General features: G+C 63.9%; 19 protein-coding genes. 4 read left to right on the forward strand and 15 right to left on the reverse strand.

What is annotated here, in order from left to right:
- Positions 1-5: 5 nt before the first annotated feature.
- Positions 6-533, reverse strand: coding sequence for a YceD family protein (locus G7020_RS02520; protein WP_181082365.1), 528 nt, complete (start codon positions 531-533; stop codon positions 6-8).
- Between the two features lie 101 nt (positions 534-634).
- Between G7020_RS02520 and G7020_RS02525 the strand changes: the two genes are divergently transcribed.
- The gene (locus G7020_RS02525) at positions 635-1,213 is read left to right on the forward strand and encodes a Maf family protein (RefSeq protein ID WP_181082366.1); all 579 of its coding nucleotides are present in this window, start codon (positions 635-637) and stop codon (positions 1,211-1,213) included.
- 8 nt (positions 1,214-1,221) lie between these two features.
- On the opposite strand, the gene G7020_RS02530 is transcribed toward G7020_RS02525, so the two are convergent.
- The 3 genes from G7020_RS02530 to rluC are packed head-to-tail and all read right to left on the reverse strand — an operon-like array spanning position 1,222 to position 3,827.
- Positions 1,222-2,205, reverse strand: a complete 984-nt coding sequence (locus G7020_RS02530; RefSeq protein WP_181082367.1) for a S49 family peptidase — start codon at positions 2,203-2,205, stop codon at positions 1,222-1,224.
- Positions 2,195-2,881 (reverse strand): HAD-IA family hydrolase, encoded by a 687-nt coding sequence (locus G7020_RS02535; RefSeq protein ID WP_181082368.1) that lies wholly within the window; start codon positions 2,879-2,881, stop codon positions 2,195-2,197. The genes G7020_RS02530 and G7020_RS02535 overlap by 11 nt, the downstream gene beginning before the upstream one ends.
- Positions 2,874-3,827: a 23S rRNA pseudouridine(955/2504/2580) synthase RluC gene (gene rluC / locus G7020_RS02540; RefSeq protein WP_181082369.1), complete on the reverse strand. Its 954-nt coding sequence runs from the start codon at positions 3,825-3,827 to the stop codon at positions 2,874-2,876. Before rluC ends, G7020_RS02535 begins: the two co-directional genes overlap by 8 nt.
- 559 nt (positions 3,828-4,386) lie before the next feature.
- On the opposite strand from rluC, the gene rne reads away from it, so the two are divergent.
- Positions 4,387-7,455 (forward strand): ribonuclease E, encoded by a 3,069-nt coding sequence (gene rne / locus G7020_RS02545; RefSeq protein WP_219852541.1) that lies wholly within the window; start codon positions 4,387-4,389, stop codon positions 7,453-7,455.
- Between the two features lie 208 nt (positions 7,456-7,663).
- Positions 7,664-9,268 (forward strand): FMN-binding glutamate synthase family protein, encoded by a 1,605-nt coding sequence (locus G7020_RS02550; RefSeq protein WP_181082371.1) that lies wholly within the window; start codon positions 7,664-7,666, stop codon positions 9,266-9,268.
- A 9-nt stretch (positions 9,269-9,277) separates the two neighbouring features.
- Here G7020_RS02550 and murB read toward each other — a convergent pair whose 3' ends face one another.
- The 8 genes from murB to G7020_RS02590 all read right to left on the reverse strand — a co-directional run bounded on the left by murB (position 9,278) and on the right by G7020_RS02590 (position 16,118).
- Entirely contained in the window at positions 9,278-10,303 is a 1,026-nt protein-coding gene (gene murB / locus G7020_RS02555; RefSeq protein ID WP_181082372.1) for a UDP-N-acetylmuramate dehydrogenase, read from the reverse strand.
- The gene (locus G7020_RS02560) at positions 10,300-10,764 is read right to left on the reverse strand and encodes a low molecular weight protein-tyrosine-phosphatase (protein WP_181082373.1); all 465 of its coding nucleotides are present in this window, start codon (positions 10,762-10,764) and stop codon (positions 10,300-10,302) included. Before G7020_RS02560 ends, murB begins: the two co-directional genes overlap by 4 nt.
- Before the next feature lie 2 nt (positions 10,765-10,766).
- Positions 10,767-11,531, reverse strand: coding sequence for a 3-deoxy-manno-octulosonate cytidylyltransferase (kdsB, locus tag G7020_RS02565; protein ID WP_181082374.1), 765 nt, complete (start codon positions 11,529-11,531; stop codon positions 10,767-10,769).
- Positions 11,528-11,713, reverse strand: a complete 186-nt coding sequence (locus tag G7020_RS02570) for a Trm112 family protein (RefSeq protein WP_037021556.1) — start codon at positions 11,711-11,713, stop codon at positions 11,528-11,530. The genes kdsB and G7020_RS02570 overlap by 4 nt, the downstream gene beginning before the upstream one ends.
- Positions 11,714-11,759: 46 nt before the next feature.
- A complete protein-coding gene (gene lpxK / locus G7020_RS02575; RefSeq protein WP_181082375.1) occupies positions 11,760-12,764 on the reverse strand; it encodes a tetraacyldisaccharide 4'-kinase in 1,005 nt (334 codons plus the stop codon).
- Positions 12,764-13,192 carry a biopolymer transporter ExbD gene (locus tag G7020_RS02580; protein ID WP_181082376.1) on the reverse strand — a complete coding sequence of 143 codons (429 nt, stop codon included), beginning with the start codon at positions 13,190-13,192 and terminating at the stop codon, positions 12,764-12,766. The genes lpxK and G7020_RS02580 overlap by 1 nt, the downstream gene beginning before the upstream one ends.
- On the reverse strand, positions 13,189-13,821 hold the full coding sequence (locus G7020_RS02585) for a MotA/TolQ/ExbB proton channel family protein (protein ID WP_181082377.1): 633 nt from the start codon (positions 13,819-13,821) through the stop codon (positions 13,189-13,191). The genes G7020_RS02580 and G7020_RS02585 overlap by 4 nt, the downstream gene beginning before the upstream one ends.
- A 71-nt stretch (positions 13,822-13,892) precedes the next feature.
- Positions 13,893-16,118: a DNA internalization-related competence protein ComEC/Rec2 gene (locus tag G7020_RS02590; protein ID WP_181082378.1), complete on the reverse strand. Its 2,226-nt coding sequence runs from the start codon at positions 16,116-16,118 to the stop codon at positions 13,893-13,895.
- Between the two features lie 182 nt (positions 16,119-16,300).
- On the opposite strand from G7020_RS02590, the gene G7020_RS02595 reads away from it, so the two are divergent.
- On the forward strand, positions 16,301-16,816 hold the full coding sequence (locus G7020_RS02595) for a DUF2062 domain-containing protein (RefSeq protein ID WP_181082379.1): 516 nt from the start codon (positions 16,301-16,303) through the stop codon (positions 16,814-16,816).
- Positions 16,817-16,820: 4 nt separating this feature from the next.
- On the opposite strand, the gene G7020_RS02600 is transcribed toward G7020_RS02595, so the two are convergent.
- The 3 genes from G7020_RS02600 to G7020_RS02610 are packed head-to-tail and all read right to left on the reverse strand — an operon-like array spanning position 16,821 to position 20,018.
- Positions 16,821-18,068 carry a lipoprotein-releasing ABC transporter permease subunit gene (locus tag G7020_RS02600; RefSeq protein ID WP_181082380.1) on the reverse strand — a complete coding sequence of 416 codons (1,248 nt, stop codon included), beginning with the start codon at positions 18,066-18,068 and terminating at the stop codon, positions 16,821-16,823.
- Positions 18,068-18,763 (reverse strand): lipoprotein-releasing ABC transporter ATP-binding protein LolD, encoded by a 696-nt coding sequence (gene lolD, locus G7020_RS02605; protein WP_181082381.1) that lies wholly within the window; start codon positions 18,761-18,763, stop codon positions 18,068-18,070. The genes G7020_RS02600 and lolD overlap by 1 nt, the downstream gene beginning before the upstream one ends.
- A gap of 7 nt (positions 18,764-18,770) precedes the next feature.
- Complete coding sequence (locus G7020_RS02610) at positions 18,771-20,018, reverse strand: lipoprotein-releasing ABC transporter permease subunit (protein WP_181082382.1); 1,248 nt, start codon at positions 20,016-20,018, stop codon at positions 18,771-18,773.
- Between the last annotated feature and the right edge of the window lie 79 nt (positions 20,019-20,097).

Consider the following 20,097-nt stretch of genomic DNA (forward strand, 5'->3'; position numbering starts at 1 on the left):
AACTCCTAAACGTTTGGGTCACGCTTTAACTGCGCCAGTACGCTGAACGGGTTGGACCGCGTTACCTCGTCCTCACTCGGCTCGGGCTCATCAGGCCCTGCCGGCGGCTGGCAAATTTCAAGGTCATGGAGTGGAACAATCGGAAGAGCGAGCAGAAGCTCCTCTTCAACCAGCGCCAGCAGATCCAGAGGATCCTCTCCCACTTCCAGCACGTCATAGCCCTTGGGCAGGTGCTGGCTGCTCGAACCCTCATTCACAACGGCATAATCGCATTCGCTATGGATAGGCAGAACAACCAGCTCCAGACAACGCTGGCAAATCATCGTGACCTCAACGTCCAGCTCACTGTGGATGACCACGGTTCGCTGCTCGTCGCGCCCAAAGTCGAAGCTGGCGCGCACCACACCTTTATCGTCCTCTAGAGGATCGACAAGCCGCTTGAGCTCCGACAACTGCAGCTCGCCCTTGAGGGAGGCCGCTCGGTCAGCGAGCTTGCGCGGGTCAACGTGCGGGGGTATTGGTCCTTTCAACATAAGCGCGGCATTCTAGGGATGCGCCCCACGACTGTCAAAGGAATTCAGCTTCTCAGCCCCGCTCAGTCGAAGACCACTCAGCACCTATATAAGGAAGGAAAATGCGCCACCTGCTTCTCGCCTCCAGCTCCCCCTACCGACGCGAACTGCTTTCACGGCTGCGCCTGCCGTTCGACTGCTGCGCCCCGCACATCGACGAAACCGCCCGCCCCGATGAATCCCCGGAACAGCTGGTGCGCCGGCTTTCCCGCGAAAAGGCCCGGGCACTGACCGAAACCCACCCGGATCATCTGATCATCGGCTCCGACCAGGTGGCCGTGCTGGGCGACAGGATCATCGGCAAGCCGCATACGTTCGAGCGCGCCAGGGAGCAGTTGCTGTCATGCAGCGGCAAACGCCTGGATTTTCTGACCGGCCTGACGCTGCTCGACAGCCGCAACGCAAGCGAACAGGTCGACTGCCTGCGCTTCAGCGTACTTTTTCGCGACCTCGGCGAGGCGCAGATCGAGCGCTACCTCAGGGCCGAACAACCCTTCGATTGCGCCGGCAGCTTCAAGGCCGAAGGCCTGGGCATCAGCCTGTTCCGCGCCACCGAAGGCGAAGATGCCACCAGCCTGATCGGCCTGCCGCTGATCCGGCTGGTGGACATGCTTAACAACGCGGGAATCGAGGTTCCTTGAAGCCCAGGTCAGCGCAGCGTTGGCCCCTGGAGCCCCATCCACATTGCCAGCTGCGCGCCCATACCGGCACCGAGTTTCTTGGTGAAGCGATCCAGCGGAGATTCCTTGACGGTGAAATCCACCAGTTTTTCCTCACCGATCACTTCCCGCGCCACATAGCCGGTGCTGCCCAGGGCGTCGATCAGCCCCAGCTCCAGTGCCTGTTCACCGGACCAGATCAGGCCGGAGAACAGCTCGGGATGTGCGTCCACCTGCAGTCGGTCGCCACGCCCTTGCTTGACGCTATCGATGAACTGGCGATGAGTGGTCGTCAGCACACTCCGCCAGAATTCGGTTTCTTCCTGCTTCTGCGGCTGGAACGGATCGAGGAACGCCTTGTGCTCGCCGGAGGTGTACACCCGCCGCTCGACGCCCAGCTTGTCCAGCGCCTCGACAAAGCCGAAGGTTGCAGCCGTCACCCCGATGGAGCCCACCAGGCTCGATTTGTCGGCATAGATTTCATCGGCGGCGCTGGCGATGTAATAAGCACCCGAAGCGCCCAGGTCGGTAATCACCGCGTAGACCTTGACCTGCGGATACTCGCCACGCAGCCGGCGAATTTCATCGTAGATATAGCCCGACTGCACCGGACTGCCACCGGGACTGTTGATACGCAGCACTACCGCCCGGGTGCCCGCATCCTCGAATGCCGCGCGCAACGCTCCGACTATGTTGTCGGCACTGGCCTGCTCCTGGTCGGCGATCATCCCGCGCACGTTGATCACCGCGGTATGGCTGTCGCCGCCCTTCTTGTCGCCACCCAGTTGCAGCAGTGGCGAGAAAAGCGCCAGCGCCACGAACAGGTACAAAAAGGTCAGCGACTTGAAGAAGATCCCCCAGCGCCTGGCCCTGCGCTGCTCCTGCACACCCGCCAGCAGCGTCTTCTCCAGCAGTTTCCAACTGTTTCGCTCTTCCTTGCTCCCCTCGACCGGGGCCTTCCATTCATCCGACATATCTACCTGCCTCAGCCGTACCTGCAGAGCGCAGCCACTGGCCGAGCTCCGAAAAACCATTGATCGCAAAACGCGGCGAACAGGCCTGCAGCACCTCGAAAGGCTGCGCACCGTAGCCGACCGCGACACTATCCACCCCGGCGCGCCTGGCCATCTCCAGGTCGAACACCGAATCGCCAATCATCAGCGCCTGTTCGGGCCTTGCCCCGCAGTGCGCCAGGATTTCCTGAATCATCAGAGGATGAGGCTTGCTGGCGGTTTCATCCGCGCAGCGCGTGACGTCGAAGAAATCCGTCAGCCCCTGCCCCGCGAGCACCCGGTCCAGCCCCTGCCGACCCTTGCCGGTCGCCACCGCGAGCAGATGCCCCTGCTCGCGAAACTGCCGCAAGCCCTCGGCAACGCCGGGATACAGCGCCGCAGGCTCGGCATCGAGCGCCAGGTAATGCTCGACATAGGCGTCTCTGAAGGCCGTCACCCTCGTCGCATCCGCCACCTGCGGATAGAGCACGGCAATGGCCTCAGGCAAGGCAAGTCCGATGATGCCCTTGATGGCGACCTCATCGAGCACCGGCAGGTCACAGGCCGTAGCCGCCGCGCAAACCGATTCGACGATGCGCCCGATGGAATCCATCAGGGTTCCGTCCCAATCGAAGATCAGCAGGCTGTAGTCACTCACCCAGGCGCTCCAGCGTGCGCGACCAGACCTCGTCCACCGGCGCTTCCAGGCTCAGCTCGCCGCCCTCGGGCAAGGGCACCCGCAATGCATGGGCGTGCAGAAACAGACGCTTGCCACCCAGCTCGCGAATCAACCCGGAAAACTCCTCATCGCCGTACTTGCTGTCGCCGGCAATGGCATGTCCGGCATGACGCGCATGCACACGGATCTGATGGGTGCGCCCGGTAATCGGCCTGGCCTCGACCAGCGTGGCGAAATCGCCGAAGCGACGCAGCACCCGGAACAGCGTCAGCGCCTCCTTGCCTTCCTCGGTGACCTCGACCATACGCTCGCCGGAACGCAAGGTATTTTTCAGCAGGGGCGCGCTGACCTGCTTCGTGCCTGTTTCCCAGCGACCACGCACCAGCGCCATATAGCGCTTGTCGACACCATCGCCACGCAGCGCCTGATGCAGGTGGCGGAGCATGCTGCGCTTCTTGGCGATCATCAGCAGACCCGAGGTATCGCGATCCAGGCGATGCACCAGCTCCAGCTCCTTGGCATCGGGACGCAGCTGGCGCAGCGCTTCGATGACGCCGAAGCTGAGCCCGCTGCCGCCATGCACGGCGATGCCCGCCGGCTTGTTGAGCACGATCAGCGCCTTGTCTTCATAGACGATGGCCGCTTCCAGGCGTTCGAGCAGGCCCTGCGCCAACGGCACCGGCTCATCGCGCTCGGCCAGCCGCAATGGCGGCACACGCACCATATCGCCGGCCTGGAGCTTGTATTCGGGCTTGATCCGGCCTTTGTTGACCCGCACCTCACCCTTGCGCAGGATGCGGTAGATCAACGTCTTGGGCACGCCCTTGAGTTGAGTGCGGAGGAAGTTATCGATGCGCTGGCCGGCAAGTTCCGGCGAGACCTCGAGCATTTGCACGCCCGTGGTCTGAAGAGGGGTATTGGTCATCGGCGAATGGTATCAATTTTCATGCAATTGAAGCACTTAAACATTACTGTTATAGTCCCGTGCGCCGCCAAAAGCGGCCAGGTCCGAGGAAGCATGCGAAACAGCCATCCCCGACCGGAAACATGTTCGAGGACGTGAGGCCGTCCGACGCACCCTCTCTCAAGTAGCGACGAGGTTGCGAAACAAGCCTTGAAGACATGATGCGTGCCCCCTCTTTTGGGCAATCGCGATAATCGAAAACCCGCTCCCCGGATTCTGCGAGCGGCACCCGATTTTTCAACGTATGCGTGTTGGGTCGAGATGCACAGCATCGGATTGCGTAGCAAAGGCTTACACAGACGTTTCATTCCGTCCGCTACCGATGCCTGATTCCTCCTCCCGAACCATTGCTGCTGTTTCGACAGCAAGCAGGAGACGTCGTCGCGACGCCGGCCCAACTGGCCTCACATCGCTGGACACTGGAGTGCCTTACAACCATTCCTGACGCACCTGACACCGACTGCGAGAGTCGTGTGTGCCGAACGCCGTTTCCGGATGCCACGGAAACCGACGGTACTACATGAAAAGAATGCTGATTAACGCAACCCAGCCCGAAGAGTTGCGCGTTGCACTGGTCGATGGCCAGCGACTGTTCGACCTGGATATCGAATCCGGTGCTCGCGAACAGAAGAAGGCCAACATCTACAAAGGCAAGATCACCCGCGTCGAAGCCAGCCTCGAAGCCGCTTTCGTCGATTTTGGCGCAGACCGCCACGGCTTCCTGCCGCTCAAGGAAATCTCCCGCGAATATTTCTCCAAGGCCCCCGAAGGCCGCGTCAACATCAAGGACGTCCTGAAGGAAGGCCAGGAAGTCATCGTCCAGGTCGAGAAGGAAGAACGCGGCAACAAGGGCGCCGCCCTCACCACCTTCATCAGCCTGGCCGGTCGCTACCTCGTACTGATGCCGAACAACCCGCGTGCCGGTGGCATTTCGCGGCGCATCGAAGGCGAGGAACGCAACGAACTGCGTGAAGCGCTGAACGGCATCAACGTCCCCGCCGACATGGGCCTGATCGTGCGCACCGCCGGCCTCGGCCGCTCCAGCGAAGAGCTGCAGTGGGACCTCGATTACCTGGTGCAACTCTGGAACGCCGTCAAGGAAGCCTCCCAGGACCGCCCCGCGCCCTTCCTGATCTATCAGGAATCCAACGTCATCATCCGCGCCATCCGCGACTACCTGCGCCAGGACATCGGCGAAGTGCTGATCGACAGCATCGATGCCCAGGAAGAGGCCCTGAGCTTCATCCAGCAGGTGATGCCGCAGTACGCCAGCAAGATCAAGCTGTACGAAGACAGCGTGCCGCTGTTCAACCGCTTCCAGATCGAAAGCCAGATCGAAACCGCCTTCCAGCGTGAAGTGAAACTGCCGTCCGGCGGCTCCATCGTCATCGACCCCACCGAAGCGCTGGTGTCCATCGACATCAACTCGGCGCGCGCCACCAAGGGCGGCGACATCGAGGAAACCGCGCTGCAGACCAACCTGGAAGCGGCCGAGGAAATCGCCCGCCAGCTGCGTCTGCGCGATATCGGCGGCCTGATCGTCATCGACTTCATCGACATGACCCCGGCCAAGAACCAGCGCGCCGTGGAAGAGAAGGTCCGCGAAGCACTCGAAGCCGACCGCGCCCGCATCCAGGTCGGTCGCATCTCGCGCTTCGGCCTGCTGGAGATGTCCCGTCAGCGCCTGCGCCCCTCGCTGGGCGAAACCAGTGGCATCGTCTGCCCGCGCTGCAAGGGCCAGGGCATCATCCGCGACGTCGAATCGCTGTCGCTGGCCATCCTGCGCCTGATCGAGGAAGAAGCGCTGAAGGACCGCACCGCCGAGATTCGCGCGCGCGTGCCCTTCCAGGTGGCGGCTTTCCTGCTCAATGAAAAGCGCAATGCCATCACCAAGATCGAACTGCGCACCCGCGCGCGTATCTTCATCCTGCCGGACGACCATCTGGAAACGCCGCATTTCGAAGTCCAGCGTCTGCGCGACGACAGCCCGGAAATCATGGCTGGCCAGGCCAGCTACGAGATGAGCCCGACTGAAGTCGAAGAGGCCCAGCCGGTCAGTTCGACCCGAACCCTGGTACGCCAGGAAGCGGCAGTCAAAACCGCACCACAACGCACGGCCCCTGCGCCCGCAGCCAATCCGGCACCTATCGCCGCTCCCGCGTCCGCCGCACCTGCCGCGCAGGAACCCAGCCTGTTCAAGGGACTGGTCAAATCCCTGGTTGGCCTGTTTGCCGGCAAGCAGGAAGAACCGGTCGTCGAAGTCGAGAAGAAACCTGCAACCAGCAATCGCCCGCAGCGCAACGATGAGCGTCGCAGCGGTCGCCAGCAGAACCGTCGCCGTGACTCGCGTAGCAACCGTGACGAAGAGCGCAAGCCTCGGGAAGAGCGCGCCCCACGTGAAGAGCGTCAGCCTCGCGAAGAGCGCCAGCCACGTCCGCCACGCGAAGAGCGCAAGCCCCGCGAGCCGCGCGAAGCGCTGGAAACCGGCGAAAGCACTGCGCAGCCGCAGCCACGTCGCGAGCGCGCACCCCGTGAGGAGCGCCAGCCGCGTGAAGAACGCAAGCGCGAGCTGCGTGCACCGATCGACGAGATCGATCAGTCCACCACGACCGTGAGCGAAGGGACCACCGAGCGCAAGCCTCGCCCACCGCGTGAAGAGCGCAAGCCTCGTGCCGAGCAGCTTGCGAACGAGGAAGCCCTGCAGCAGGACGAAGAGACACAGGAAAGCGCCATCGACGAACAGGATTCCACCGAGGGCAGCGACCGTCCGCGTCGCCGCTCCCGTGGCCAGCGTCGCCGCAGCAACCGTCGCGATCGCCAGCGTGATGCCAATGGCAACGAGATCGACAGCGAAAACGAAACCGAGACCGGCAACGTCAGCGAAAGCAATGCCCCGGTGAAATCCGAGCAGGTCGCCATCGCCGCAACCGCCGCCGCTCTGGTGGCCAACACTGCCGATACCGAGCCCGCACCGTCGGCGCCTGCAATCGAGGCTGAAACAGCTGCGCAGCAAGCAGCCGCTGCGCCTGTACCTGTAGAAGCTGAACAGGCACAGCCGGAAGCCGTGGTCGAAGCGCCGGTCAACGCCGCTGCAGAAGCAGAACCGGTCGAAGCCCAGCCGTCCGCGCCAGAGCCGGTCGCAAGCACGCCCGCCCCTGCTGCTGAAGAGCCTGCGGTTGTCGTCGCCGAACCTGTCCCAGCCGTTGAAGCCCAGCCTGCCGCTCCGGCGCCGGTGCTGACGCCTTCGGGTCGCGCACCCAACGACCCGCGTGAAGTACGTCGCCGTCGTCGCGAGGAAGAACGCCTGGCCAAGGAAGCCGCTGAAGCCCAAGCCAGAGCCGCCAGCGAGGCACAGACCGCCGCCGAGCAGCCTCTGGCCAGCCCGGAAATCGTTGCCGCCGACCCTGTCGCCGAGCAAGCGCCCACCGAGCAAGCCGCGGAAACGCCGGTCGCCCTTGTGGAAGATGCCCCTGTCGCACCGGTCGAACAACCGGCTGTCGATAGCCAAGCGCCTGCCAGCGAGCCTTCTCCGGCAAGCGAAGTGGAAAAAGGCAACGAGTCTGACGACGATGAAAATCGCCAACGCTGAAACATCGCGTTGACAGGGATGCTCCGGCATCCCGAGTGAAAACAAAACCCCGCCTCAGTGCGGGGTTTTGTTTTTGAGCGCCAGGCGCAGCGATGCAAGCCTGGTTTCGGGTATTGGCAACCGACCAAAGCCGCGATTGCCATCTTATTGCCAGCAGCCGAACATTGCGCCCGCTCACCTAACGAAAGCACCTTTCCAAGGACGCCGGATGAACCTGTCGCTGACCAATCGCTACGCATTCTTCGTCTGCTGCATCCTGATCACGCTGCTGAGCCTGCCCTGGCTCGCCAGCCTGTGGCCGCTGACCCTGATTGCCGCCCTGCTCAGCCTCATCGGCATCAATGACCTGCGCCAAACACGGCAGGCCGTTCGCCGCAACTACCCCATCCTCGGCAACCTGCGCTACCTGATCGAAACCATCCGACCGGAGATTCGCCAATACCTGCTTGAAAATGACAACGATCCGCTGCCCTTCTCCCGCGCGCAGCGCTCGCTGGTCTATGCCCGCGCGAAGAACCAGGTCGCCGACAAAGCCTTCGGCACCCTCACCGATGTCTATGGCTCAGGTTTCGAATTCATCAGCCATTCGATCCGCACCGCTGCCCACAGCGACCCACAGACCTTCCGGGTAACCATCGGCGGCCCGCAATGCACACAACCCTACAACGCCTCGATATTCAACATCTCGGCCATGAGCTTCGGCTCGCTCAGCGCCAACGCCATCCGCGCACTGAATCGCGGCGCAAAGATGGGCGGCTTCGCCCACGACACAGGGGAAGGCAGCATCAGCCCCTACCATCGTGAACATGGCGGCGATCTGATCTGGGAACTGGGCAGCGGCTACTTCGGCTGTCGCGACGAACAGGGCGCCTTCGACCCGCAGCGCTTCGCCGAACAGGCACGCCAGCCGCAGGTGAAGATGATCGAAATAAAGCTCAGCCAGGGCGCCAAACCCGGACACGGCGGCATTCTGCCGAAACACAAGATCAGCGCGGAAATCGCCGCCACCCGTGGCGTGCCCATGGACCGCGACTGCGTATCGCCCGCCAGCCACAGCAGCTTCTCGACACCGCTGGAATTGCTCGCCTTCATTGCCCAGTTACGCGAACTCAGTGGCGGCAAGCCCGTTGGGTTCAAGCTTTGCCTGGGTCACCCCTGGGAGTTCATGGCCATCGCCAAGGCCATGCTGCAGAGCGGCATCCTGCCGGACTTCATCGTCATCGACGGCAAGGAAGGCGGCACCGGCGCCGCGCCCCTGGAGTTTTCCAACCACATCGGCGTACCCATGCGCGAGGGTCTGCTGTTCGCACACAACACCCTGGTGGGGCTGAACCTGCGCGAACACATCAAGCTCGGCGCCAGCGGCAAGATCATCAGCGCCTTCGATATCCTCAGCGTACTGGCCATCGGCGCCGACTGGGCCAACTCGGCACGTGGCTTCATGTTCGCCATCGGCTGCATCCAGTCGCAGAGCTGCCACACCAACAAATGCCCAACCGGCGTGGCCACCCAGGATCCGCTGCGCCAACGCGCCCTGGTGGTGCCTGACAAGGCCGAACGCGTCTACAACTATCACCGCAACACGCTCAAGGCGCTGTCGGAAATGCTCGCCGCAGCCGGCCTCGAACATCCCGGACAACTGGAGCCCAGGCATCTGGTGCGACGCATCTCCGCGACGCAGATCAGCCTGTTTTCCCAGTTGCACGTCTTTCTCGAACCCGGCGCCCTGCTGCGCGAGGATCTGGAAGGCGATTTCTATCCGAAGATGTGGAAGATGGCCCAAGCGGAAAGCTTCGAGGCACGCATCGAGTGAGGCGCCTGATCAGCCTTCGATGACGTTCGGCTCGATTTCCAGCTCAACGCCGAAGCGTGCGGCGATATCCGCCTGGATGCGCCGCGCCAGCGCCAGGATCTGCTGGCCGCTGGCCTGACCATGGTTGACCAGCACCAGCGCCTGCAAGCCGTGTACCCCGGCGTCGCCGTCGCGAAAGCCTTTCCAGCCGGCCTGCTCGATCAGCCAGCCGGCGGCGAGCTTGACCTGGCCATCGGCCTGGGAAAACGCCACCAGATCCGGATAGCGCTTGCGCAGCCCGTCGGCCAGCGCCTGCGGCACCAGGGGATTCTTGAAGAAACTGCCGGCATTGCCCAGCACCTGCGGATCGGGCAGCTTTTCCCGGCGAATGGCGCAGACCGCCTCACTGACGTCCCGTGCTGTCGGCTGCTCCACGCCCATCTGCCGCAGCCGTTGGCGCAGCGGGCCGTAATCCAGTTGCAGCCGCGCGCTGCGCTGCAGGGCGAAGCGCACCCGCAGGATGATGTAGCGCCCCGCCTGCTGCTTGAACAGGCTGTCGCGATACCCGAAGGCACAGGCCTTCGCATCGAACTCGCACAGCTCGCCGCTCGTGCGGTCGAGCGCGGTCAGGCCGGCGAAAACATCGCTGATCTCCACGCCGTAGGCGCCGACATTCTGGATCGGCGCGGCGCCCACGGTGCCGGGAATCAGGCTCAGGTTCTCCAGGCCGGCCAGGCCCAGCGCCAGACTGTGCAGCACGAAGGGATGCCAGGGCTCGCCCGCCTCCGCCTCCAGCACGACCCGGTCACCATCGTCGGACAGCACGCGAATGCCGCGACTGACCAGGCGCAGCACCAGCGCCTCCACATCCGTGGTGAGCAACAGGTTGCTGCCGCCCCCGAGCACGCGCAGGGGCAAACCCAGACGCTGCGCCGCGGCCAGCGCCTCGCGCACCTCATGGTCATCACGGGCTTCGGCGAAGCAACGCGCGCGGGCCTCCAACGCAAAGGTATTGAATGGCTTGAGCGAACGGTTCTCCTCGACAAGCAGGCTCACAGACGCGTCCTGATTTCATTCAGCAACGCGGCACTGGCCTGCTCGACCAGATCCAGCACATGCTCGAAGCCGTCATCGCCACCATGGTAGGGGTCCGGCACAACCTCGCAGTCCAGCGCATAGCGTCTGAGAAACAGATCCAGCTCGGCGCGACCATTGGCCGGCTGAATCTGCCGCAGGTACGCCAGGTTGTCGTGATCCATGGCCAGGATCAGATCGAAACGCTGGAAATCCTCGGCACAGACCTGACGCGCCCGCAACGGCGCGAGATCATAACCACGGCGACCGGCGAACTGGCAGCTGCGGCCATCCGGCGCCTTGCCCCGGTGCCAGTCAGCCGTGCCGGCGGAATCGATATGGATTCGCTCCGCCAGGCCCGCCGCCTGCACCTGATGACGAAATACCGCTTCGGCGGTGGGCGAGCGGCAGATATTGCCCAGGCAGACGAACAGGACCTTCACGCTCAGGCTCCCAGCAGATGGCGAACGCGCTGCAGGTCTTCCGGCGTATCGACCCCGGTCGGCGGCGCTTCGATGGCGTCGGCGACGTGAATACGCTGGCCATGCCAGAGCGCACGCAATTGTTCCAGGCACTCGGTGCTTTCCAGCCAGCAGGGTCCCCAGGCGACGAAGTCGGCAAGAAAACCGGCGCGATAGGCGTAGATGCCGATATGACGGCGATAGGGTACGCCATGCGGCAGCACGCTACGATCCTGCGCGAAGTCATCACGCGCCCAGGGCAAGGGCGCACGGCTGAACGTCAGCGCCAGGCCATTGATATCACTGAGCACCTTCACCACATTGGGGTTGAACAGCGCCTGGGCATCGGCGAGCGGCTCGGCCAGGGTGGCGATGGCCGCCTCCGGGTGTGCCGCCAGATTGGCCGCTACCTGATCGATGACCGCCGGTGGAATCATCGGCTCGTCACCCTGCACGTTGACCACGATGGCATCCGCCGCCAGTCCCAGGGTCGCCGCCACCTCGGCCAGGCGGTCGGTGCCGGATTCGTGATCGGGCCGGGTCAGCAGCACTTCGGCACCGAATGCGCGGCAGGCGTCGACGATGCGCGCATCATCGGTCGCCACCACCACCCGCTGCGCCGCACTCTTGCGCGCCTGTTCCCAGACATGACGAATCATCGGCTGGCCGGCGATCTCCTGCAGGGGTTTGCCCGGCAGGCGGCTGGAGGCATAGCGCGCCGGAATCACCACGGTGAAGGCAGGTTTCATTTATCGAGCCGCTCGTCCACGTCCAGGGTGCGGGCCTCGCCTTCGAGCATCACCGGAATGCCGTCGCGCACCGGAAAGGCCATGGCATCGACCTTGCAGATCAGTTCGGACTTGTCGTCGGCCAGCTTCAACGGGCCTTTGCACAGCGGGCAGGCGAGAATATCGAGCAGTTTGGTATCCATGGGCGGTCCTTGGATGCAGCCGGGCGCAACGGACGGCGCGAGCGGCTCAGGAAGATTGGGGCAGCAAGCGGTCCAGCCGGGTATCGAACCAGGACACGAAGGCCGCCGAAGGCTCGGCCTGGACCTGCAGATAACTCCAGCCCGGCAACGCGAATGCCCGGCATTTGACCGCATCCTTCTCGGTCATCACCAGCGGTAGCACGGGGCTGAAACTCAGCTGCTCAGGGCTATAGCAGGCATGATCGGCGAAGGGGTGCGGAATCGGTCGCCAGTGTAGCGCCTCGAGCGTGGTGAAGAAACGCTGCGGATTGCCGATACCGGCCACCGCATGCAGCTGCTGATCAGGCGGAAAGTGATCCAGTGGCCAGGCATCGCCGCTGGCCAGTTCGATCAGCCGCGAGGGACGCAGGGTGAAGCCATAGCCCTCGGCGCTGTCGGCTTCGGCACCGTTGAGCAGCACCGCATCGACGCCCTGCAATCTGTCGGCAGGCTCGCGCAACGGACCGGCAGGCAGGCAGCGCCGGTTGCCCAGCCCGCGCACGGCGTCGATCAGCACCAGCTCCAGATCACGGGCGAGCCGATAGTGCTGCAGGCCGTCATCGGACAGGATCAGGTCCAGCGGCTCGCTTTCGAGCAGCGCGCGAACGGCGCGTGAACGGTCCGGGTCGATCATCAGCGGCACCCCGGTGCGCTGCACGATCAGCAACGGCTCGTCGCCCACCTCCGCCGCCGAATGTTCGGGCAGCACGCGCCAGGGATAGGAAGGCGGCCGTGCGCCGTAACCCCGGCTGACCACGCCGACCTTCAGTCCGCGCCGGCGGCAATGTTCGATCAACCAGAGAATCAGCGGCGTCTTGCCGGTGCCACCCACCGTGATGTTGCCCACCACGATGACCGGCACCGGCGCCCGGTAACTGTCGGCGCTGCCGGCGAGGAATTTCCTGCGCCTGGTGGTGACCACCCGCCGATACAGCGCCTCCAGTGGAGAGAGCAGAGACAGGGCCGGATGCCCCTTATACCAGGCGCGCTGCAGGCGATCGACGAATGACATCAGGGCTCCGGCTGGGCCTCGACCGTGGTGATGCGCAGGTGCGAAAAACCGAGCTTGCCGGCTGCATCCATGGCCGTCACCACCGCCTGATGCGGTGCCTTGCCGTCAGCGCTGATGATCATCGGCAGGCTGGTGTCGCCCCCCGATTCCTTGCTGAGCGCAGCCATCAGGGTGCTCAGGTCATGTCTGATCAGCGGGTTGCCATTGAGGCTGAAATGGCCCTCGACATCGATCAGCACTTCCAGCTGCCTGCTTTCGGCTGCCTGCGGCGGTGTGCCGCTGGCCGCTTCCGGCAGATCCACCTGGAGCTGGGTTTCACGGGTAAAAGTGGTGGTGACCACGAAGAACAGCAGCAGAATGAATACCACGTCGATCAGCGGCGCCAGACCGATATCGACATTCTCCCGCGCCTTGCGCCTGAACTTCACGCCTTGCCCTCACCGAGATCGACATCACGGTCGCCCTGCACCACCTCGACCAGCTTGATGGCTTCCTGCTCCATGCCGACCACCAGTTCCTCGACGCGGCGCATCAGGAAACGATGGAAGAACAGCGCCGGAATACCCACCATCAATCCCGCCGCCGTGGTGATCAGCGCCTTGGAGATGCCGGAGGCGAGCAACGAGGCATTGGCCATGCCCGAGCCCATGAAGGCGCTGAAGATTTCGATCATGCCGAGCACCGTGCCGAGCAGGCCGAGCAACGGTGCGATGCCGGCGATGGTACCGAGCGCGTTGAGGTAGCGCTCGAGATCATGAATCACCCGCGCCGCCGCTTCCTCGATGCACTCCTTCATGATTTCACGACCATGTTTCGAGTTGGCCAGCCCCGCCGCCAGGATTTCACCCAGCGGCGAATCGGCGCGCAGCTCCTTGAGTTTCTGGTTGCTGAGCTTCTTGTCCTTGATCCATTTCCATACTTGCCCCAGCAGGTGGGGTGGCGTCACGCGGCTCGGTCGCAGGGTCCACAACCGCTCGGCAACGATGCCTGCCGCAGCGATGGAACACAGAATGATGGGCAGCATGATCCAGCCACCCGCTTTGACAAGCTCCCACACGAGATGAATCCCCCTCGAAAAAGTGGCGCAACTCTAGCATAGGAGCGACACCCCGCCGACGGCCCCGGTTCTCATTTTTCCCGCCAGAAGCGCCGCTCGCCACGCAAGCCCAGAGCCGGTTCGAAGCTGCCGAGGCGAATCCTGATGGCGCCCAGCTCGGCGGTATCGTGAAGCGCCACGCCCGATGCCTGCAGACGCCGGAGCACATCCGGATGCGGATGACCGAATGCGTTGTGCAGACTGCGGGAAACCAGCGCATCACTGGCACCGACCGCCTCGATGAAAGCCGCCGAAGAGGAACTGCGACTGCCATGGTGCGGCAGCAACAGCCAGTGCGCCGCGATGTCCATGTCGCTTGCCTGTAGCGCACGCTCGGCGGACACATCGATATCGCCGGTAAGCAGCAGGCGTTCGCCACCGGCCTCGACCAGCAGTACACAGGACGCCTGGTTGCCGTTGCGCGCCCCGGACCATTGCCAGAGCACAAAGCGCACGCCATCCCACTCCCAGCGCTCGCCGGACCGACAGCTTTCGGCGTCCAGCGTGGCCGGCAGTCTTTGCGGCTCGCCACTGATGACCCGTGGCGCCGGCATATGCCGCTGGATCGCCATGGCACCACCGGCATGATCGCTGTCGGCATGGCTGAGAATCAGCAGATCCAGGCTCTGCAACCCAAGCGCGCGCAACGAGGGAAACACCACGCGCTCACCCATATCGAAATCGCCATAACGCGGCCCGGCATCGTAGAGCAGCGCATGCTCTCGGGTACGCACCAGCACTGCCAACCCCTGGCCCACATCCAGCACCCAGACCTGCGCCTGTCCCGCTGGCCGCTCCTCTGCCGGAGGAAACAGCAGCGGCGCCAGCAACACCAGCCCCAAAGCCCTGAAAGGTACGCCGGCAGGCAGCAGAAGCAGCAGCATGCCCAACGCCACCAGCAGCCAGCACCACAGCGGCAGCGCGCTGGAAAACCAGGCGGGCTGCCATCCGGCCAGCACTTCCAGCACGGCAAACAGCGCCACCAGCAAGCCACCGGCCAGCCACAGCAACCCTTCGCCGACACCCGGCAGCCACAGCAACGCCGTCCCCAGCAGGGACAACGGCACGATCAGCACACCCACCAACGGCACCGCGAACAGATTGGCCAACGGCCCGCTGATACTCACCGGCAGGCCCAGCGCCAGCAGCGCCGGCAACAACCCCAGAGCCATGCACCATTGCGCGCGCCCCAGGGCGTACCACCAGTTCCAGATGCCGAGCCGGCCACGAAAGATCAGGATCAGCAACGCCACCGCCGCGAACGACAGCCAGAAACCGGACTGCAGACTGACCAGCGGCTCGATCAGCAGCACTGCATCGAAGACCGCCAGCAACGGCAACCAGATGCCCAGATGCCGAAAGCGCAGGCGCCAGATGAGTACCAGCGCGACCATCATGCAGGCGCGCTGGACCGGCACCTCGAAGCCCGCCAGCCAGCCGTAGCCGAGAGCACCGAACAGCGCCAACCCGCATGCGCAAGGCAACCAGGGCAGCCGTGCCGGCCACAGGCCCCAGCGCACCAGCAACACCACCAGGCCATAGAGCAGGCCGGCGAGCATGCTCACATGCTGTCCGGAGATCACCATCAGGTGGATGGTTCCCGTGTCCTGCAGGGTGCGCCAGTCAGCGGTTGTCAGCCCGCTGGCATCACCCACCACCAGTGCCGCGATGGCGCCAGCGCGCCCCTGCGCCTCGGTATCCAACAGGCGCTGGCGCAGCCGGTCACGCCAGGCCTGGTGTCCCGTCGCGGAATCTATCCGCTCACCGGCCTTGATCGTACCGTTGGCGCCGATCCGGCCTGCCAGCAACCAGGCTTCGTAATCGAATGAATGGGGATTGACCAGGCCTCGCGGTCGTTTCAGTTTGGCGGCCAGCCGCCAGCGCTCCCCGGCCTGCAGAGCTGGCCCACCGTGCCAGGCCAGACGCACTCGCGAAGGCAGGCCGGCATGCCGTGAAGTGATATCCACCAGTTCGAAGCGCACCACGCCATTACGGACATCCGGCAAGCCGATTACCTGCCCTTCCAGCCAGAAGGTGCGTCCATCGAGTTCAGTCGGGAGGCGATCATCCAGCGCCCACTGGGCGCTCAGGCAGGCCCAGCCAAGCCCGAAGAAGAAGAAAGCCAGCGCCCGGCAGCGCGTCGGCAGTAATGCCAGACCGGCCACGAGCATGACAGGCAGCGCCCACATCGGTGGCAGCTGCGGTAGAAAACGCAGCAGTAGCAGGCCTGCCGCCAGCGCCAGCATCGCTGTACGCATTGCATCTCCCGGAATCCTTTCCAAAGGGATGGACACACTCCGAAGTCACTCAGGCGGTCCGTTACGACGGTTTCGACATCCTGTCGAACGCAGCGCAGTTATACCTAATGTCACAAACTCCTGGCAGGAGCAGGTCTCGTTTCAGGCATAATCACGAAGCTTAAGCCTGCCAGAGAAACACCATGCCGCGTCGTTTTTTCAAACGCTACATGCCGCATCCGGATCGTATAAAGGAGAACAAGTCCCTGCGGTTTCTGGGCGCGCTGATCCATGACCCCAACCTCTGGCATCTCAACCGTCATTCAGTATCACGCGCCATGGCCATCGGTCTGTTCTGGGCGATGATCCCGATGCCCATGCAGATGCTCGCGGCAGCAATTTGCGCACTGCCCGCCCGCGCCAACCTGCCAATCGCAGTCGGTCTGGTCTGGCTGACCAATCCACTGACGATGCCGCCGGTGTTTTATTGCAACTACAAGATCGGCACCTGGCTGATGGACACACCCGCCGTGAGCATGCCGGATGAACTGACCCTGGCCTGGGTTACCCAGCTACTGCGGAGCCATTGGCAACCGTTGTATCTGGGCTCCTTCGTGGCGGCCGTGACGCTCGCCGTGCTGGGCTATGTCGCAACCCAGGCCTACTGGCGCTGGTGGGTGGGGCGTAGCTGGCGCAAGCGCCAGCAGGACCGCCGCTGAACCCTTACTCGTAGCGCAACGCTTCAGCAGGCTGCGTCTGCGCAGCACGCCAGGCGGGATAGAGCGTGGCGAGAAAGCTCAGCGCAAGGGCGGCGAGCGTCACCAGAAGAACGTCTTCCAGGCGCAGCTCGGACGGCAGGGTACTGATGAAGTACACATCGGAGCTGAAGATATGCTGCCCCGATACCTTTTCCAGCCACCCCACCAGCGCGCTGACATTCAATGCGCCCAGCACGCCCAGCACGGTGCCGATCAGCGTGCCGGTCATGCCGATGATGCTGCCCTGCACCATGAAGATCGTCATGATCTGCCGCGGCGTGGCGCCCAGCGTGCGCAGGATGGCGATATCGGCGCGCTTGTCGGCCACTACCATGATCAGGGTGGCGATGATGTTGAAAGCCGCCACCGCCACGATCAGCAACAGCAGCAGGCCGATCATGGTCTTCTCCATCTTCATCGCACTGAACAGGCTGCCCTGGGTCAGCGACCAGTCCTCGGCCCGGTAGCCCTCGCCCAGTTGCGCCGCAAGCTCGGCGGCGACTTCCGGCGCCCGGTAAAGGTCGGCCAGACGAACCCGCACGCCCTCCACCTGTTCCGGCTGCCAGCGCAGAATGCTGGCCGCATCGGCGCGATGGATGATCGTCAGGCTGCCATCGAGCTCCGCGCCCACCTTGAACACCCCGACCACGTTCAGGCGCTGCATGCGCGGCGTGACACCGCCCGGTGTGTCGCTGATCTCGGGCACGATCAGGGTCAGCTTGTCACCCAGCGTCAGACCGAACCGGCGTGCCGTCATCAGGCCGATGATCACCCCGGCTTCACCCGGCCTGAGGTCTTCGAGACGACCAGCGACCATCTTCGAGGCGAGGGTCGAAACCCCGGCTTCGGCCTGGGGATCGATGCCGTTGATTGCCACCGGCTGCATGCTGCCCCTGAAGGACAGCATGCCTTCGAGCTGGGTGATGGGCGCGGCGCCGAGCACCGCCGGATGCGCCACGAGGCCATCGGCGACCGCAGCCCAGTCATCGAGCGGCTGCCCGTCGCCCTTGATCACGGCGTGGGGAACCATGCCCAGAATCCGCTCGCTCATTTCGCGCTGGAAACCGTTCATGACCGACAGCACCATGATCATCGCCAGCACGCCCAGCGACAGGCCGATCATCGAGGTCAGCGATATGAACGAGATGAAATGGTTGCGGCGCTTGGCCCGCGTGTAGCGGCTGCCGATGAAGAGGCTCAGGGGTCTGAACATCAGCCAGCCACCAGCCGGCCATCTTCCAGGCGCAGGATGTGGTCCATCTGTCCGGCCAGTTGCGGGTCGTGGGTCACCACGAGAAAGGCCGTGCGCAACGAGGTGCTCAGCTCCAGCATCAGGTCCTGAATGCCCTGCGCGGTGTGATGGTCGAGGTTGCCCGTGGGCTCGTCGAGCAGCACCAGCGCTGGACGATTGGCCAGCGCGCGCGCGATCGCCACACGCTGACGCTCACCGCCGGACAGCTCGGCAGGCTTGTGCGCCAGGCGGTGGCCCAGGCCGACCCGCTGCAGCAGCTCGGTGGCGCGCGTGCGGGCTTCGGTAATCGGCGTCTTGCCGATCAATAGCGGCATGCAGACGTTTTCCAGCGCGGTGAATTCGGCCAGCAGATGGTGGAACTGGTAGACGAAACCGAGTGCGCGGTTGCGTAGCAGGCCACGGTCTTTCTCGCTCAGCGCGGATAGCTCCTCACCCGCCAGCCAGACACTGCCCTCGCTGGGCGTATCGAGCCCGCCCAGCAGATTGAGCAGCGTACTCTTGCCCGAACCGGAGCTGCCGACGATGGCCACGCGCTGGCCGGGGTACAGCTCCAGTTGCAGGCCGGACAGCACGCTCACCGACTCCGGTCCCTGCTCGTAGCGCTTGCCCAGATCACGGCAACTCAGCACCGCGTCCAGCGACGATCTCTCATTCATAACCTGCTCACTCATAACGTAGCGCCTCGGCCGGCTGGGTACGGGCCGCGCGCCATGCCGGGTAAAGGGTGGCGAGAAAACTCAGGACGAGCGCCGCGACACAGACCTGAATCACATCGGCGGCCATCAGCCGCGACGGCAGGTAATCGATGAAATACACATCGGCGCTGAGAAACTTGTGCCCGAGCAGCCGCTCCAGCGCAGCAATCCAGCCGCTCACATTGAGCGCGGCGAAAATTCCGAGCAAGGCGCCCACCAGGGTGCCGACGACGCCGATGACCGTGCCCTGGACCATGAAGATCGCCATGATCTGCCGTGGGGTTGCGCCAAGGGTACGCAGGATCGCGATATCCCCGCGCTTGTCGGTCACCACCATGACCAGCGTCGAGATGATATTGAAAGCCGCCACCGCGACGATCAGCAGCAACAACAGGCCGATCATGGCCTTTTCCATGCGGATCGCCTGGTAGAGATTACCGTGGGTGCGGGTCCAGTCGCGCGAATAGAAGTCAGCGCCCAGCTGCCTGGCCAGCGAGGCGGCAATGGCGGGCGCCTGGAACAGATCGTCGAAGCGCAGTCGCAGGCCCTGTACCTGCTCGGGCTTCCAGCGATGCAGGCGGGCCATGTCGGTGATATTGGCCATGGCCACGTAACCGTCGATCTCGCCGGCGCCGACATGGAAGATGCCCTGCACCGTAAAGCGCTTCATGCGTGGAAACACACCCGCTGGCGTCACCGTTACCTCGGGCGCGACAAAGGTGATCTTGTCACCGACACCGACGCCGAGCTTGCTCGCGGCCCGGTCGCCGATGACGATGCCGAACTCGCCAGGCGCAAGGCTCGCCAGCGATCCCTCACGGAAAAATTGGTCGATAATCGACACCTGCGGCTCAAGCCCGGGTTCCACGGCGTTGATCAGAATCTTGCTGACCTGTCCGCGATGGGTCAGCAACCCCTGCATCTGAATGAAAGGCGCCACCGCCACGACCTGCGGATGCTCACTCAGTCGCTGCCCCAGGGTTTGCCAGTCGTCGATGGGCACCGGGCTTTCGACCGTCGCGTGCGGCACCATACCCAGCACGCGGGTGCGCATTTCGTGATCGAAACCGTTCATCACCGACAGCACGACGATCATCACCAGCACACCCAGTGCGAGCCCGATCATGGACGTGAAGGAAATGAAGGAGACGAAGAGGCCACGACGCCTGGCGCCGGTGTAGCGCGCTCCGATATAAACGGGCAGCGGTCTGAACATAAATCGATGGGTTCGCTTTCGCTGGCGGGAAAATAACAAGCTGAATGACGTTCTCAGGCGGCCTGATACACTCAAGCCA

It is taken from the genome of Stutzerimonas stutzeri, from assembly GCF_013522825.1.
Lineage (GTDB): Bacteria > Pseudomonadota > Gammaproteobacteria > Pseudomonadales > Pseudomonadaceae > Stutzerimonas > Stutzerimonas stutzeri_AK.